Here is a 13,882-nt window from a genome sequence, read left to right on the forward strand (position 1 = left end):
TGAAAACGCTTTATTGTCTTTAAAGTGAAGGTATGTTTGAGATGCAACCATTTGGGGGGAATGAGCAAGATGAAGAGAACGTCAAGATTGGTTATTCTGTTAACGGTCTTTGCACTTATGCTTGCTGGCTGTGGCGGAGGATCTGGAGAACAAGGTTCCTCCTCCGGAGGAGACAAGGGAAAACAAACCGTTTTGCGTTTTGCAACATGGGATACTGGTGAGAAGCTGAAGGTTCAAGAAAATATCGCGAAGGCGTTCGAAAAATCGCATCAAGGTGTCAAAGTACAAATTGAACCTTATGCAGACGGTTTCGATCAGAAGCTGGCGGCATCGTTCGGTGCGAGCAATCCGCCGGATGTGATGTTGATGTGGGATTTCCCAACATACCATTCGAACTTGGAGCCGCTGGATGCCTTTACAGAGAAGGATGCAAGCCTGAAATTAGACGATATATACGAAGGCTTGTTCAACTACGTGAAGGTAGATGGCAAGACGTTTGGTATGCCTGCGGGCTTCACGACACGGGCTATGTATTACAACAAGAAGGTGTTCGACGCAATGGGCGTCCCATATCCGAAGGATGGCTGGACGTGGGATGACTTCAAGGATATTGCAACGAAGCTGACAGATAAATCGAAGAAGCAGTATGGATTCGGTGTCCGTGCTGAGAACGACCCGTATGACCTGCAAGGATTCATCTGGAGTAATGGGGGCAGCTTCATCAGCGAAGACGGCAAGACGATTGAAGGCATTATGAACGGGCCGGATACGGTAGCGGCTGTTCAAATGTTCGGGAATATGGTGAAGGACGGATACGGGGTCCTCGTAGGAGGAAAAACGCAGCTTGGCGGTAACGACATCTTCAAAGCTGGTAAAATCGGAATGTGGGAGAGCGGTGTATGGCCGCTAGACGGGTTTAAGGAAGCGAAGGTTGATTTCGGTACTGTTGAAATGCCAGCGTTCCCTGGCAAGCCTGTGAAAGGCGTAATTTCGGTAAGTGCAGTATCGATTGCGAAGCAATCGAAGCAGAAGGATCTGGCATGGGAGTTCGTGAAGTTCTTTATTTCGGAAGAAGCCGTCAAGATGAAGAGCGATGCTGACCTGCCGATACGTAAGAGCGTCGTGCAGGAAATGAAGCTGGATACATCCGAGCTGTATGCACCGTTCTATCGCATGCTGGAGCGTTCCGACAACACGCCAGCCTTCTTGCTTAACAGCAACTGGAACCAGATGAACCGTCACCTGTCTACTGCAGTTGATTCAGTCATGCTGGGTGAAGATGCACAGAAAGCGTTAGATACGGCAGTAAAGGAAGCGAAAAAATTTATTGAGAAGAAATAAGAAATAATGTGAAATAAGCGGGGCCGTTCCTTCGAAGAGGTGCATTACGTACATGCATCCTTCGATATGAACGGCTCTTGGTTTTCCAAAATGAAAGGGTATGAGATGTGCTCATGTGCTCGTTTTATTTCTGTACGAACAAATGGATTCAACTGCATTCAACGGTGTTAATGTTTATGTCCATGTCGTGATCGCTCTAGCGTGTTCTTGGTTGCGATGAATCTTCGCGAGCGCATATACAATCCCAATTGGAGAAAGGAGGTACACAAGACCGATTAGGAAACCGACTATTGTTCCATCAAGCATGAATGACAGGGACATTAAGAAGTTGTCGAGCATAAGGTGAGCGAACATGGCCGTCCACCAGCCATGCTTCAGCATAATGAACAGGAAGAACATGCCGATAAACAAGAGCTCTACCGGACGAGAGTAATACGGATAGATCGGATAGGTGACATGTCCGAATGCCCATACAAGGGTGGGGATAATCCCGGCTAACCATGGGTTGCGGAACAATCGGTTCAGCAGTCCAACCCCGAACAAGCGGTATATCCCTTCCTCCGAAATAGCTGCAACCCAAGCTAGAAGAGGGAACAGTGGTGCAATTCGCAGGTTGAGCGGAGATTGTGAGGCATCGGTCGATGACCACGCATGAAACCCTGATTCCAAAATGAAAAATATAACCGTTTGCATGCCGAGCAATACGCCTGTGTACGCGATTCCGATCCATAATGCTTGTATGAGCTTGCCGCCAAATGCGCGATCACTCCAGGTAGGCAGAACATCTCTGTACGCAGACAACTCCCATGCTCGCTTTCCCGCATGGAGAGAGAAGTAGAGGATAACGCCTTGAATTACTGTAATTGCGCCTTGAATGGCAAAGGGCAGCCCCATATTCACCCCGTCTACAGGGGTACGGAGTTCCAGAGCGAAGAGGCCCGGAAGCACGTTCCATAGATGCAGCAGAGAAATTCCGCATGAGACGGCAGTAAGGGCGAACAATGTCTTCGATCCGAACTTCAGGCCATGACGGTAGACGATGCAAGCGATCAGTGAACATGCACTTAGTAGGATCGTCATCCACATATAGCCGATATTGTAAATGGACGATGCAGTCTTCGTTTGATGTAGTTCTTCAGCTAGATAGCTGTTCGGGATAACCCAGTAGGGCTTCAGCATGACAATGCGATCTTGGGAGAAGACGGCCTTCACGTTCAATGCGGCTTCACCAAGTCGTGCTTCAGGCACGTTATACTCTACCGTGTCTAGCTCCGCCGATGATGCGATTAGTTTTAATTGGGTAGGATTCCATCCCATGTGCTTCAAGAGTGTATCAGCAAGCTTCTTGCGGTTCACTGGATCCAAGGCAGTCTCCGCATCTTCTGCTGACGCCATATCCACATGATTTCCCGTAACCCCGCTAATGTAGGAGGTGATAGGAGGCTTTTCCTCCCATTCGAATCCAATAATACGACCGCTTGTCATGTGAACGTCAATGCGCATGACACCGGATTTTCCAGCCCGATTCATATTCAATAATACCTGAAAAGTATCATAGGGACTGGATGATTCCCATTTCTGAAATGAAGCGGTCAGCTTCTCCTTGCTCATGTAGCCGGAAACCGTTGATTGACTGCGATAAATGACGGTTGGAGCAGTATCTTCTTCAGGTGTAATTGAAATATGGAACTTTTTTAAGTCCTGTACAAATGTGAGTGCCTTTTGCGCTGCTTTCTCTTTGGTTAAGAGGGATTGGCTGGCTGCTGATTCCATCATGGCTTCTGTCTGCTGAAAGGGAATGAATACCTGAACAATGAGGAATAATAGAAATCCGGCCACAGAAGAAAGCAGAAGCGGCTTGGATACATAGGACATGTTGGAACCTCCATTCCATCACACATTTAGCGTATGGTTGCTTATTTGTTCATTTTATCTACTTCAACTTTGTAAAGTCCAGCAGAGAAAATGAAGAAACACCTAGCGAAAATGAGTGTTTTGAATACAATTGAAGAAAATGGGGGATTGTAAGCGCTATTTCTTCAAGTTTTTCGTCTTATTCTGGTTAATTTGTTCATTCCTTGACTTTGTATGCTGCAGGGGAAACGTATATAATCTCGTTATGAATTGCATACAAGCCGAGTTTCGTGAATGAACGAAAGCGGGGGACCCGATAAATGGGGTGAATATCGCAGTTGTGGATGCATAGAATCCACTTGCGATTAGGGCAGCCTGAACGTGCCCGAATCCGACAGCTAACCTCGTAGGCATGTACGTCAGGATACCAGCGATAGCATTGGATTTCCAGTGCTTTTTTTCGTGGGGAAAAAAAGAGGTGACTCCCGTGGAGGGAACAAAAAAGGCCATTCGATTTAATCTGACACCACCGCGAATTCTGGTTGTAGGGTTTGCAGCAATTGTATTATTGGGTGCATTTCTACTCATGCTTCCGATATCAAATGCGGATGGGATTCCGCTGCCATTCCTCGATGCATTGTTCACGTCAACGTCAGCAACTTGTGTGACGGGGCTCATTGTGGTGGATACGGGCACTCATTTTACCGTATTCGGGCAGGTGGTCATCATGCTGCTCATCCAAATTGGCGGGCTTGGATTCATGACAATGGCAACGCTGTTCGCATTAGCACTGAAGAAGAAGATATCGCTGAAGGAAAGGCTTATATTGCAAGAAGCGCTTAATCAGGGCAGCATGGAAGGCATCGTGCGCCTTATCCGTAAAGTGATCTTGTTTGCGGTATGTATCGAGGGGACGGCAGCTGTACTGTTCTCCGTGCGATGGGCATTTGATCTTCCGCTAGGCAAGGCCATTTATTTCGGTTTCTTCCATGCTGTTTCTTTTTTCAATAACGCAGGCTTTGATTTATTCGGCTCTGTCAGTGGGCCGTTTTCGAGCTTAACCAGCTATGTCGGAGACCCTATTATTAACCTGGTATCGATGCTGCTTATTATCCTTGGCGGGATTGGATTTATCGTCTTGTCCGATTTGGTGGAATATAAGCGTACTCGCAAGTTGTCTCTGCATACGAAGATCGTGTTAACGATGACGGGATTGCTCATTGTAATCGGAACGGTCGTTATATTTATATTTGAATTTACCAATACACGCACGTTAGGCAGTTTGAATGGTTGGGAGAAGTTCTGGGCATCCCTGTTCCAATCTGTCAGCCCGCGTACCGCTGGAGCGAATACGATTGACATCGGAGCCATGCGCCAAGCCTCGCAATTTTTTATGGTTCTTTTGATGTTCATCGGGGCATCACCAGGATCCACTGGTGGTGGTATTAAGACGACGACGTTCGCCATTCTCATTGGAGCTGTATTTGCTATGATTCGCGGGAAAGAAGATATCGTCATTTACCGGTATCGACTCGCCAAGGATCGTATCTTCAAAGCAGTTACGCTAACGTTGCTGTCATTGTTCTTGGTCATTATCGTATCGATGATATTGTCGACAACAGAAGATCATAGCTTCCTGATGATATTATTCGATACAACATCGGCCTTCGGAACGGTAGGGTTATCAATGGGATTGACGGCGGATTTATCAGATATCGGAAAAGTGCTGCTGAGCCTGACGATGTTTGCAGGCCGTCTTGGGCCATTAACGTTGGCTTATGCGTTAGGCCCGAAAAATGAGCGGGAATTATACCGACACCCAGAAGGAAAAATAACGATAGGATAAGCAAGTTAGATTGTAACGGACGAAGGAGTATACAGGGATATGGAGTTGCAGCAGTTTGCAGTGATCGGGATGGGCCGTTTCGGTTCGAGTCTCGCGAAGGAGTTAGTCAAGCTCGGACATCAGGTGCTAGGCATTGATAAAGATGAGGAAGTAATCGGGGATGTTATGGGCTTCGTAACCCATGCAGTTGTAGCGGACGCATCAGATGAAGAGGTGCTGCGCTCACTCGGCATACGTAACTTCGATTGCGCGATCGTAGCCATTGGTGACGATATTCAGACGAGCATTCTGGTCAGTATTCAAATGAAGGAACTTGGCGTGAAGAAGGTTGTCGCCAAAGCACTTTCCGAATTGCATGGACGTGTTCTGGAGCGGATTGGTGTGGACAGGGTTATTTACCCGGAGCGGGATATGGGCATTCGCGTAGCTCATCAACTTGTATCACCGAACTTGCTGGATTACATTGAATTGTCCAAAGAATATACCATTGCAGAGCTGAGCGTGCCTGGCTGCATGCAAGGAATGGCGCTCAAGGATGTCAATCCAAGAGCTAAGTTCGGGTGCAGCATCGTGGCGCTGAATAAGCCGAAAGGCATTATTATTGCACCATCAGCCGAAGATGTGCTTGATGAGAAAGATATTATGGTTATGATTGGTACGAATACGCAAATCGAAGATTTTGAAGAAGCATTTATGTTGAAGGGGAACGATAAAAAATCGTAAAGAATCCCTTGCTGTAGAAGGTCATAAATAAGCCTGCAGTTGTCGCTTGTATAGAGAAGCGAGCTGCAGGCTTATTGCTTATGTAAATGGCTTTACATGACTACAATTTTGAATACGATATAAGTCAGGAAGAAGTAGGCACCCATGCTTGCTGTGATGAATAGAAAGCGATTCGGACGTGCTACTTCAGTCTGCTCCATTGCTTCGGTCGTGACCAGAATAACGGATACGAACCAAGTGAAAGCTGCTACTGCAACAGATAAAGAACTGAATCCAATGATCGCGAGAAGGAATGCGAGCACAAATCCTAAGCCAAAAGGCATTTGCATAGCAGCCAATTGGACAAATGTCGTCTTCAAGTCAAGCGGCTTGCTGCCCTTCCAGCGGCTAATGAACCAAGTACTAATAAAGAGTGCGGCCAATCCAATAATCTGATAGATAAACAATTGAATGAAAAAGCTAAATGGCGGGGTCAGTGAACTTGAACCGCCTAATAAGCTAAGTGGACTCATTAGTGAAGCGAACAAGCTTCCAAAGAGCGTGTAGCCGAACAAGGCAAAGCCCAGTGCGGAGACTAACGCGGCAATGACCGCATACACCCAATCGGAGACAGTAAGATTGCGAGCACTTGCCGGATTCTTCAGCAGTTGAAGGATATTCTTGCTGTCAATTGACTTGGCCCATTCAGGCACTGTGCTGCCTGGTGTCTTGTGAGACGCTGTCTCAGCAGTGGCGGATACTTGCTGTACAGATGCCTCTGCTGCGGAACCAGCATGCTGCGGTGGGACAGACCCTGTACTGCATTGATGGGATTCATTGTCGTTGATTGGCTTGCCACAACGATTACATACAACCATGGTTTCCATTTCCTCCTTATTCTCCCCTAGTTGAGAATGTTTTTTGTCTAAGCTTACTTTATTCGACAGCAAACGAGTGTAATCCTTCTTTTTCCTTTCTATCCATGACTATTTCCCTAGCTGTGATAATGATGCTGCTTCCATAATTTCCTCAATAAACTGCGTAGCAACAGGACTCAGCAGTGCTTGCTCCCCATATACAATGGAAGTTACACGTTCGGTTTGCTTCAATTCCTTCAGGGGAACGGCAATCAGATCGTTATCCTTGAGCCATTCCAACCGAAGATAGGAGCGTGGCAGCAAAGCAGCCGCATGACAGGTCGTGAGCAAGCGAACTATCGCTTCGAAGGAATCGATCTCCATGTGAATATCAGGCATGATGCGATATCGGCGGAATAGATCATCGATAAGCTTGCGATACCAGGTTCCCTTAGAGAAGAGAAGCATAGGCAGACCGTCCAAGCGGGACATCGTCCAATTGCGGATGCTGGCAAGTGGATGACGGCGTGGCAGCACCAGCTGAAGATGATCCGCGAACAATGGAATGCACATCAGTCCAGGCTCACGAATCGCATCGGCGACGATGCCAAGATCAATGGATTGTTCGCGGACAAGCGAGATGATTTCATGCGTCTTGCCGGTCACAGCCTTGAGTCTTGCGTCCGGATGCTTCTCGACGAAGGAGGAGATGAACAGCGGCAGTGTCGTCTGCAGTGTGGTTAAGCTGGCCCCTATGGTGATGGACGATTGACCTTCCGCCTTGAAGGACGCAATGGACTTCAAGAAACCGAGCTGGCGATTGCGAATATCGATTGCAAATTCGTACGTGAGCTGGCCAACGCGAGTTAGCTCCAGCCGCTTGCCATTCCGGATAAACAGCTCTACACCCAGTTCTTCCTCAAGCTTCGCTACTTGCCTGGATAGGGCCGGCTGAGAGATATTCAACCGCTTTGCTGCTTGATTCAAGCTCGTCAGTTCCACAACCGCTGCGAATGATTCTAACAAATCGAGCATATTTCATAGCCTCCTACGATATGAATGATGAGCTAAGCGTAAAATGAATGGCTTCTTATGCGTTTTAGTTATAAAAGATATAAAAACATTGCAATTCCATTATAAGGGGATTCGGAGTAACATGGTAGTGTCACAAGTTGTTCACATAACTACAGAAGAGCGGTTTGCAGGAAGAACCGCGAATGTTGTCGAAAGCGGTAACAACTGCGTCATGGCAGTGGTTTTTCGTTGTGACAAATTATTGACGCTTTCGACATGCACAGGTAAAATGAGGATGTTTATTACCAAAATCTACTGGGACACAAATGGAAAGGGGAACCGGCACGCTTATGAAACGAGGATATTTTTACTCGCGCAAGCTGCACTCGCTTCTTGGAATTATTCCGCTCGGATTCTTCATTGTCGAGCACATGCTTACGAACTACGCTGCGTTCGAAGGCGGGAAGGAAGCATTTCAGGGCAGTGTCAAATTTTTGAATGAATTGCCGCTTATATTTTTCCTAGAATTGTTCGGCATCTGGCTTCCGCTTCTGTATCACGGCGTATACGGGTTGTACATTGCGTACACATCCAAGAACAACGTAGGCAATTATAATTACGGCCGCAACGTAGCTTTCTTGATGCAGCGGATAACAGGGGTCATTACATTCGTATTTGTCACATGGCATGTGTACGAAACGCGTGTTCAAATTGCGACTGGCAATATTACGCATGAGCAGCTAGGCACATACATGCACGACATAATTACTTCTCCAGTTATGTTTATCATATATTTGGTCGGTGCGATTTCTGCATCCTATCATTTTACGAACGGATTGTGGGCTTTCCTCGTAAGCTGGGGCATTACGGTTGGACCACGCGCACAAAATGTATCCGCAAAAATCTGCATGGGCTTGTTCATTATTATGGCAGTCATGTTCACATTGTCGTTAATCGGATTCCGCTCTGCAGAGTTCCAAGCAGCGGAAGCAGTTCAATCTATTATTCCATTCATCGGTTAAGGGAGGGTGACGCATTATGGCAAAACAGAACATTATCGTCGTTGGCGGAGGACTTGCTGGTCTTATGGCAACGATCAAAGCAGCGGAAGCAGGCGTTCACGTCGACCTTTTTTCTTTAGTTCCTGTGAAACGTTCTCACTCCGTCTGTGCTCAGGGCGGAATTAACGGCGCGGTAAATACAAAGGGTGAAGGGGATTCCCCTTGGGAGCACTTCGATGACACGGTATATGGGGGAGACTTCCTGGCGAACCAGCCTCCTGTAAAAGCGATGTGTGAAGCAGCGCCTGGCATCATCCACTTGATGGATCGTATGGGCGTTATGTTCAGCCGTACGCCAGAGGGCTTGCTTGACTTCCGCCGCTTCGGCGGGACGCAATATCACCGCACAGCTTTTGCTGGAGCTACAACGGGCCAGCAGCTGCTGTATGCGCTTGATGAGCAAGTGCGACGCTGGGAAGCAGAGGGACTTGTAACGAAGTATGAGCACTGGGAATTCCTCTCTGCCATCGTGGATGATGAAGGCGTATGCCGAGGCATTACAGCGCAGGACTTGCGCAGCATGAACATTACGCACTTCGCTGCGGATGCTGTTATTTTGGCGACAGGCGGACCAGGGATTGTCTTCGGCAAAACAACGAACTCGGTTATTAATACCGGGACTGCGGCCAGCGCAGTGTATCAACAAGGCGTTCGTTATGCGAATGGGGAATTCATTCAAATTCACCCGACAGCCATCCCGGGAGATGACAAGCTCCGTCTTATGTCTGAGTCGGCTCGCGGTGAGGGAGGACGTATTTGGACGTATAAGGACGGCAAGCCATGGTACTTCCTTGAAGAGAAATATCCGGCTTACGGGAACCTCGTTCCGCGTGATATTGCGACTCGCGAAATCTTCCATGTGTGCGTAGATGAGAAGCTGGGCATCAATGGCGAGAACATGGTCTATCTCGATCTGTCGCATAAAGATCCGAAGGAGCTGGACGTGAAGCTCGGTGGCATTATTGAAATTTATGAAAAATTCATGGGTGACGACCCGCGCAAGATACCAATGAAAATCTTCCCTGCGGTGCATTACTCAATGGGCGGCATGTGGGTCGACTACAACCAGATGACAAATATCAAGGGCTTGTTCGCAGCAGGTGAGTGTGAATACCAGTACCACGGAGCGAACCGTCTTGGAGCGAACTCGCTGTTGTCAGCGATCTTCGGCGGCATGGTGTCCGGACCTAAAGCAGTAGAGTATGTCCGTGGCTTGAGCAAAGCGACAGAGGATGTATCGGCAAGCGTATTTGAACGTGAAGCAAAGCTGAGAACGTCCCAGTATGAGGACTTGCTCAAGATGGACGGTACGGAAAATGCGTACGTCATCCATAAGGAACTGGGCGAATGGATGACCAACAATATGACTGTCGTTCGCTACAATAACAAGCTGGAAGATACAATCAACAAGATTAAGGAATTGAAGCAGCGTTACAGCAAAATCAACATGACGGATACGGCTCGCTGGAGCAACCAAGGGGTAGCCTTCACTCGTCAGTTGTGGAATATGCTGGAGCTGTCGGAAGCCATGACGAAGAGTGCGCTGCTTCGCAACGAAAGCCGTGGGGCACATTACAAGCCTGATTTCCCGGATCGCAATGATGAGCAGTTCCTGAAGACGACAATTGCGTCATGGTCCCCAGAGGGGCCTGAAATTTCATACGAAGACGTGGATGTATCGCTTATCAAACCGCGCAAGCGTGACTATACGGCGAACAAGAAGAAAGGGGAATAACGATGGCGGAAGCTGTGGCACAATCCAAAAAAGTCAAGTTGATCGTGACGCGTCAGGATGCGCCGGACGCGCAGCCGTACACGGAAGAATTCGAGATCCCATATCGCCCGAATATGAACGTCATTAGCGCACTAATGGAAATCCAACGAAATCCTGTGGATGCAGCCGGTAAATCAACTGCTCCGGTATGCTGGGAATCGAACTGTCTTGAAGAAGTGTGCGGAGCTTGTTCTATGGTCATTAACGGCAAGCCGAGACAGGCTTGCTCCGCGTTAATCGATAAGCTCGAACAGCCGATTCGAATTGCTCCAATGAAGACGTTCCCAGTTGTTCGTGACCTCGTGATCAACCGTCAGCGTATGTTCGATGCGTTGAAGAAAGTCAAGGCATGGATTCCGATTGACGGTACGTATGACCTCGGGCCTGGGCCTCGTATGGCAGAGACGAAGCGACAATGGGCGTATGAATTGTCGAAGTGTATGACCTGTGGTGTCTGCCTGGAAGCCTGTCCGAATGTAAATGAGAAGACGAGCTTCATAGGGCCTGCTCCGATCTCGCAGGTTCGACTGTTCAATGCGCATCCGACAGGAGAAATGAATAAGGACGAGCGCTTGGAACAATTGCTTGAGGACGGCGGTATTGAAGGGTGCGGCAATTCCCAGAACTGTGTCCGTTCTTGTCCGAAGGAAATTCCGCTTACGACATCTATTGCTGAGATGAATAAAGACACAACGAAGCTGATGTTCAAACGCTGGTTTATGCAATAAAGTAAGGTAGGAGCGCCCCGAATAGGGGCGCTTTTTTGTACCAGATAATTCGGATATCCACGTATGGCGTTATGAGCGTGAAACAAGTCAAAGCGAAGCAAAAAATTTTTAAGAAAAATTTGTATTCCACAACTGAATTTTCGATTATAGTATTGGTTAACAACTTGAATGTGCGCTGGAAGCTTGTGAAGATGACTAGGGGGTGCCGAGTTGATAGTCCATTTGCCAATACAGGACACGAACAGCTGGTACGAGAACAGCCTCTTCAGTAAGGTGAAACTGCTGGTGGACGAGTGGGATCCACTAGGACTGCGGGCGCTTGGGGCGCCGGACGATGAATACGATTGCCTTACCGCGTACATAGTCAAGCTTAGTGCTGCCAACTCGGACATGAAGATGACGGAAGAGGCGCTGGAACAATGCATGGAGGAGCATTTCGGAATTGGGCCTTCCATCATGGAGAGGGAAAGGCTTCAGCGTTGGAGAACGAGTGTTTCAATGTTTTGTAAGCGTTTAGATTCACTAATTGAGCATGCAGCTCAGCCGTATGTGGAGTATTATTCACCAGGATAATGGAAGCGCAATCAATTCGTGGAGATCGATACAGGCAATGGACTGCCGACCCTATTATAGTGGTCGGCAGTTGTTGTATAGAAGAAGCGAAATAGGAATAGTGTGATGTGACACAATACGCTCTGATAGCCAAACAGGCTCTTTACTCCAAACGAATGGGAACATGGATAAATCGACCCTCACTAGGATTTGCATTGAATACCGAGCTGATTCATAATAAAAGGACGAGACAGGATAGTCATACATAGGAATCGGCGTTTACTGAATGCATGAGGTAAAGGTAGGGGATAGCTATAAAATCTCCAATGACGAGAGACACGAATCCGAATTCAGTTGCGAATCCGGGAAGACGGCGTTTACTGCGCATGATGGTAGGGGCAGTAATAACAATGCCTATGGCGGTTGGGGGCTATGCCAGATTCATTGAGCCTAATAATATTCGGCAGCGTAAGCTTGAGCTGGATATTCACGGACTGCCGGCTTCCTTCAATGGGCTGACCATAGCGCATATATCAGATATCCATTACGGACATCATCTAAGTGAATCGAAGCTTGCGAGCATTGTCCAAGATGTACAAGCCAATCAACCGGATGTGATATGCATTACAGGAGATATCGTTGATAATGGGGATGTGGTTCCAGCCGAGATTGTACCAATCCTGCGCCAACTGCGTGCACCATATGGTTCCTATGCTGTGCTTGGCAATCATGACTATCGGGGAAGAGGCGCAAAAGCTGTGGAGAATGCGCTGCAAACGGCAGGAATCCGCGTGCTGCGGAATGACAATGTGATACTCAGGCGGAATCATGAAGTGCTCGCTCTGGCGGGAATCGACGACGCATTGGAAGGGATTCCTGATATGACGCGTGCTATGCAAGGGATATCGGGTAAGATGTGTTGTATTCTGCTCGCCCATGAACCGGATTGGGGAACGGTTGCCCTTAACTATCAAGTTGATCTTCAATTGTCTGGTCATAGTCATGGGGGTCAGGTTCGTGTGCCACTGGTGGGACCCTTGTTCCTTCCAACTTTAGGTGAGCGGTACCCAGATGGATTATACATGCTAGAGCGTGTAGATAGACCGGATCGCCCACTTCACATTTATACGAGCAGAGGATTGGGGACGACGTTTCTGCCCGTTCGCTTGCTGTGCCCGCCGGAATGGACCTTGCTTACCTTGCGATCAATTGGATAAGGTTTATGCATAAGTAGCCCGTTTGAGGCATAGCAAAGATATATTAGTAGGAGTAGGGTCACATGGCTATTCGTGATGATCAGTAGTATTCGGCTTATCCCCTTAGGGTGTATAATGCTGATATTAGGGAGGAGACGAAGCGACATGCAGTCTATAGCTATCATTTCCGATATACATGGGAATTTACAGGCGCTAGAAGCCGTGCTTAATGATATTCAGCGACAAGGCGCTGATAAAATATACTGCCTAGGCGATTTAGTGGGGAAAGGGCCAAACCCCGTAGAAGTTGTTGATATGTTGTTTGAATATTGCGATGTAATCGTCAAAGGGAATTGGGATGAGCTTGTTCGGCAGATTGAAGATGACGAGCAATTCCGCTGGCATGCACAGCGGCTTGGTTCAGAGCGGTTAGCCCGTCTGGAACGGCTCCCCTTCTCTTATGACTTCAATATGAGTGGGCGTCATATTCGCCTGTTCCATGCTTCCCCACAGAGTGTGTTCACTCGTATGCAACCATGGGATGCTCCGGAAAAGCGTCTGGCCATGTTCGATTTCACTGCATCATTGACGGAACCGCTCCATCCATGCCAATCACCAGATGTGGTCATCTATGGGGACATTCATAATGCTTTCTTGCAGCATTTTAGAGGGAATACGTTAGTGAATTGCGGTAGTGTTGGCAACCCGCTGGACATGACGCAAGCCTCTTATGTGATGCTGGAGGGCTATTTCGGGCAAGTTCAGCAAAGTGAGTTCTCTATACATTTCCACCGAGTTCCCTATGATATTGAGCAGGCTGTTCGAGCTGCGGAAATGAGTGATATGCCTGGAGTGAAGCCATACGTGCGAGAGCTTCGTACCGGGGTATATCGCGGGCTGCACCAGAGCGAAGAATAATTGATGGAAATGATTGTTGTCAGCGTACATTCATGCTAG

At 47.9% G+C, this 13,882-nt stretch carries 12 protein-coding genes and 1 riboswitch; of the genes, 9 read left to right on the forward strand and 3 right to left on the reverse strand.

Features of this window, described 5'->3' with window-relative positions; genetic code table 11:
• Positions 1 to 69: 69 nt before the first annotated feature.
• Positions 70 to 1,341, forward strand: a complete 1,272-nt coding sequence (locus BP95_RS0127530) for an ABC transporter substrate-binding protein (RefSeq protein WP_036667649.1) — start codon at positions 70 to 72, stop codon at positions 1,339 to 1,341.
• 174 nt (positions 1,342 to 1,515) lie between these two features.
• Here BP95_RS0127530 and BP95_RS0127535 read toward each other — a convergent pair whose 3' ends face one another.
• Positions 1,516 to 3,216 carry a CPBP family intramembrane glutamic endopeptidase gene (locus BP95_RS0127535; RefSeq protein WP_028533743.1) on the reverse strand — a complete coding sequence of 567 codons (1,701 nt, stop codon included), beginning with the start codon at positions 3,214 to 3,216 and terminating at the stop codon, positions 1,516 to 1,518.
• A gap of 248 nt (positions 3,217 to 3,464) precedes the next feature.
• Positions 3,465 to 3,623, forward strand: a riboswitch (cyclic di-AMP (ydaO/yuaA leader).
• A 59-nt stretch (positions 3,624 to 3,682) separates the two neighbouring features.
• Between BP95_RS0127535 and BP95_RS0127540 the strand changes: the two genes are divergently transcribed.
• The gene (locus tag BP95_RS0127540; RefSeq protein WP_028533744.1) at positions 3,683 to 5,041 is read left to right on the forward strand and encodes a TrkH family potassium uptake protein; all 1,359 of its coding nucleotides are present in this window, start codon (positions 3,683 to 3,685) and stop codon (positions 5,039 to 5,041) included.
• Between the two features lie 39 nt (positions 5,042 to 5,080).
• Positions 5,081 to 5,764, forward strand: coding sequence for a potassium channel family protein (locus BP95_RS0127545; protein WP_021252661.1), 684 nt, complete (start codon positions 5,081 to 5,083; stop codon positions 5,762 to 5,764).
• A gap of 92 nt (positions 5,765 to 5,856) precedes the next feature.
• Here the strand turns inward: BP95_RS0127545 and BP95_RS0127550 are convergent, their stop codons facing one another.
• Together BP95_RS0127550 and BP95_RS0127555 are read right to left on the reverse strand one after the other, a co-directional pair.
• Complete coding sequence (locus tag BP95_RS0127550; RefSeq protein WP_021252662.1) at positions 5,857 to 6,621, reverse strand: hypothetical protein; 765 nt, start codon at positions 6,619 to 6,621, stop codon at positions 5,857 to 5,859.
• Positions 6,622 to 6,729: 108 nt separating this feature from the next.
• Positions 6,730 to 7,635, reverse strand: coding sequence for a LysR family transcriptional regulator (locus BP95_RS0127555; RefSeq protein WP_028533745.1), 906 nt, complete (start codon positions 7,633 to 7,635; stop codon positions 6,730 to 6,732).
• Between the two features lie 329 nt (positions 7,636 to 7,964).
• Between BP95_RS0127555 and BP95_RS0127560 the strand changes: the two genes are divergently transcribed.
• The 6 genes from BP95_RS0127560 to BP95_RS0127585 all read left to right on the forward strand — a co-directional run bounded on the left by BP95_RS0127560 (position 7,965) and on the right by BP95_RS0127585 (position 13,843).
• Entirely contained in the window at positions 7,965 to 8,636 is a 672-nt protein-coding gene (locus BP95_RS0127560; protein ID WP_021252664.1) for a succinate dehydrogenase cytochrome b558 subunit, read from the forward strand.
• A 16-nt stretch (positions 8,637 to 8,652) separates the two neighbouring features.
• Positions 8,653 to 10,410, forward strand: coding sequence for a succinate dehydrogenase flavoprotein subunit (gene sdhA, locus BP95_RS0127565; protein ID WP_021252665.1), 1,758 nt, complete (start codon positions 8,653 to 8,655; stop codon positions 10,408 to 10,410).
• A gap of 2 nt (positions 10,411 to 10,412) precedes the next feature.
• Positions 10,413 to 11,177 (forward strand): succinate dehydrogenase iron-sulfur subunit, encoded by a 765-nt coding sequence (gene sdhB / locus BP95_RS0127570; RefSeq protein WP_021252666.1) that lies wholly within the window; start codon positions 10,413 to 10,415, stop codon positions 11,175 to 11,177.
• A 210-nt stretch (positions 11,178 to 11,387) separates the two neighbouring features.
• Positions 11,388 to 11,750: a hypothetical protein gene (locus tag BP95_RS0127575; RefSeq protein ID WP_021252667.1), complete on the forward strand. Its 363-nt coding sequence runs from the start codon at positions 11,388 to 11,390 to the stop codon at positions 11,748 to 11,750.
• Between the two features lie 305 nt (positions 11,751 to 12,055).
• Complete coding sequence (locus BP95_RS0127580) at positions 12,056 to 12,946, forward strand: metallophosphoesterase (RefSeq protein WP_021252668.1); 891 nt, start codon at positions 12,056 to 12,058, stop codon at positions 12,944 to 12,946.
• Positions 12,947 to 13,090: 144 nt separating this feature from the next.
• Complete coding sequence (locus BP95_RS0127585) at positions 13,091 to 13,843, forward strand: metallophosphoesterase family protein (protein WP_028533748.1); 753 nt, start codon at positions 13,091 to 13,093, stop codon at positions 13,841 to 13,843.
• Positions 13,844 to 13,882: the final 39 nt, after the last annotated feature.

It is taken from the genome of Paenibacillus sp. UNC217MF (assembly GCF_000686865.1).
GTDB lineage: Bacteria > Bacillota > Bacilli > Paenibacillales > Paenibacillaceae > Paenibacillus_B > Paenibacillus_B suaedae.

What these genes read in the sequence shown, in the direction of transcription:
- BP95_RS0127585 (WP_028533748.1), top strand. Translation starts at nt 13,091, where the DNA reads ATGCAGTCTATAGCTATCATTTCCGATATACATGGGAATTTACAGGCG.
- sdhB (WP_021252666.1), top strand. Translation starts at nt 10,413, where the DNA reads ATGGCGGAAGCTGTGGCACAATCCAAAAAAGTCAAGTTGATCGTGACG.
- BP95_RS0127545 (WP_021252661.1), top strand. Translation starts at nt 5,081, where the DNA reads ATGGAGTTGCAGCAGTTTGCAGTGATCGGGATGGGCCGTTTCGGTTCG.
- BP95_RS0127560 (WP_021252664.1), top strand. Translation starts at nt 7,965, where the DNA reads ATGAAACGAGGATATTTTTACTCGCGCAAGCTGCACTCGCTTCTTGGA.
- BP95_RS0127580 (WP_021252668.1), top strand. Translation starts at nt 12,056, where the DNA reads ATGACGAGAGACACGAATCCGAATTCAGTTGCGAATCCGGGAAGACGG.
- BP95_RS0127550 (WP_021252662.1), bottom strand. Translation starts at nt 6,621, where the DNA reads ATGGTTGTATGTAATCGTTGTGGCAAGCCAATCAACGACAATGAATCC.
- BP95_RS0127555 (WP_028533745.1), bottom strand. Translation starts at nt 7,635, where the DNA reads ATGCTCGATTTGTTAGAATCATTCGCAGCGGTTGTGGAACTGACGAGC.
- sdhA (WP_021252665.1), top strand. Translation starts at nt 8,653, where the DNA reads ATGGCAAAACAGAACATTATCGTCGTTGGCGGAGGACTTGCTGGTCTT.
- BP95_RS0127535 (WP_028533743.1), bottom strand. Translation starts at nt 3,216, where the DNA reads ATGTCCTATGTATCCAAGCCGCTTCTGCTTTCTTCTGTGGCCGGATTT.
- BP95_RS0127530 (WP_036667649.1), top strand. Translation starts at nt 70, where the DNA reads ATGAAGAGAACGTCAAGATTGGTTATTCTGTTAACGGTCTTTGCACTT.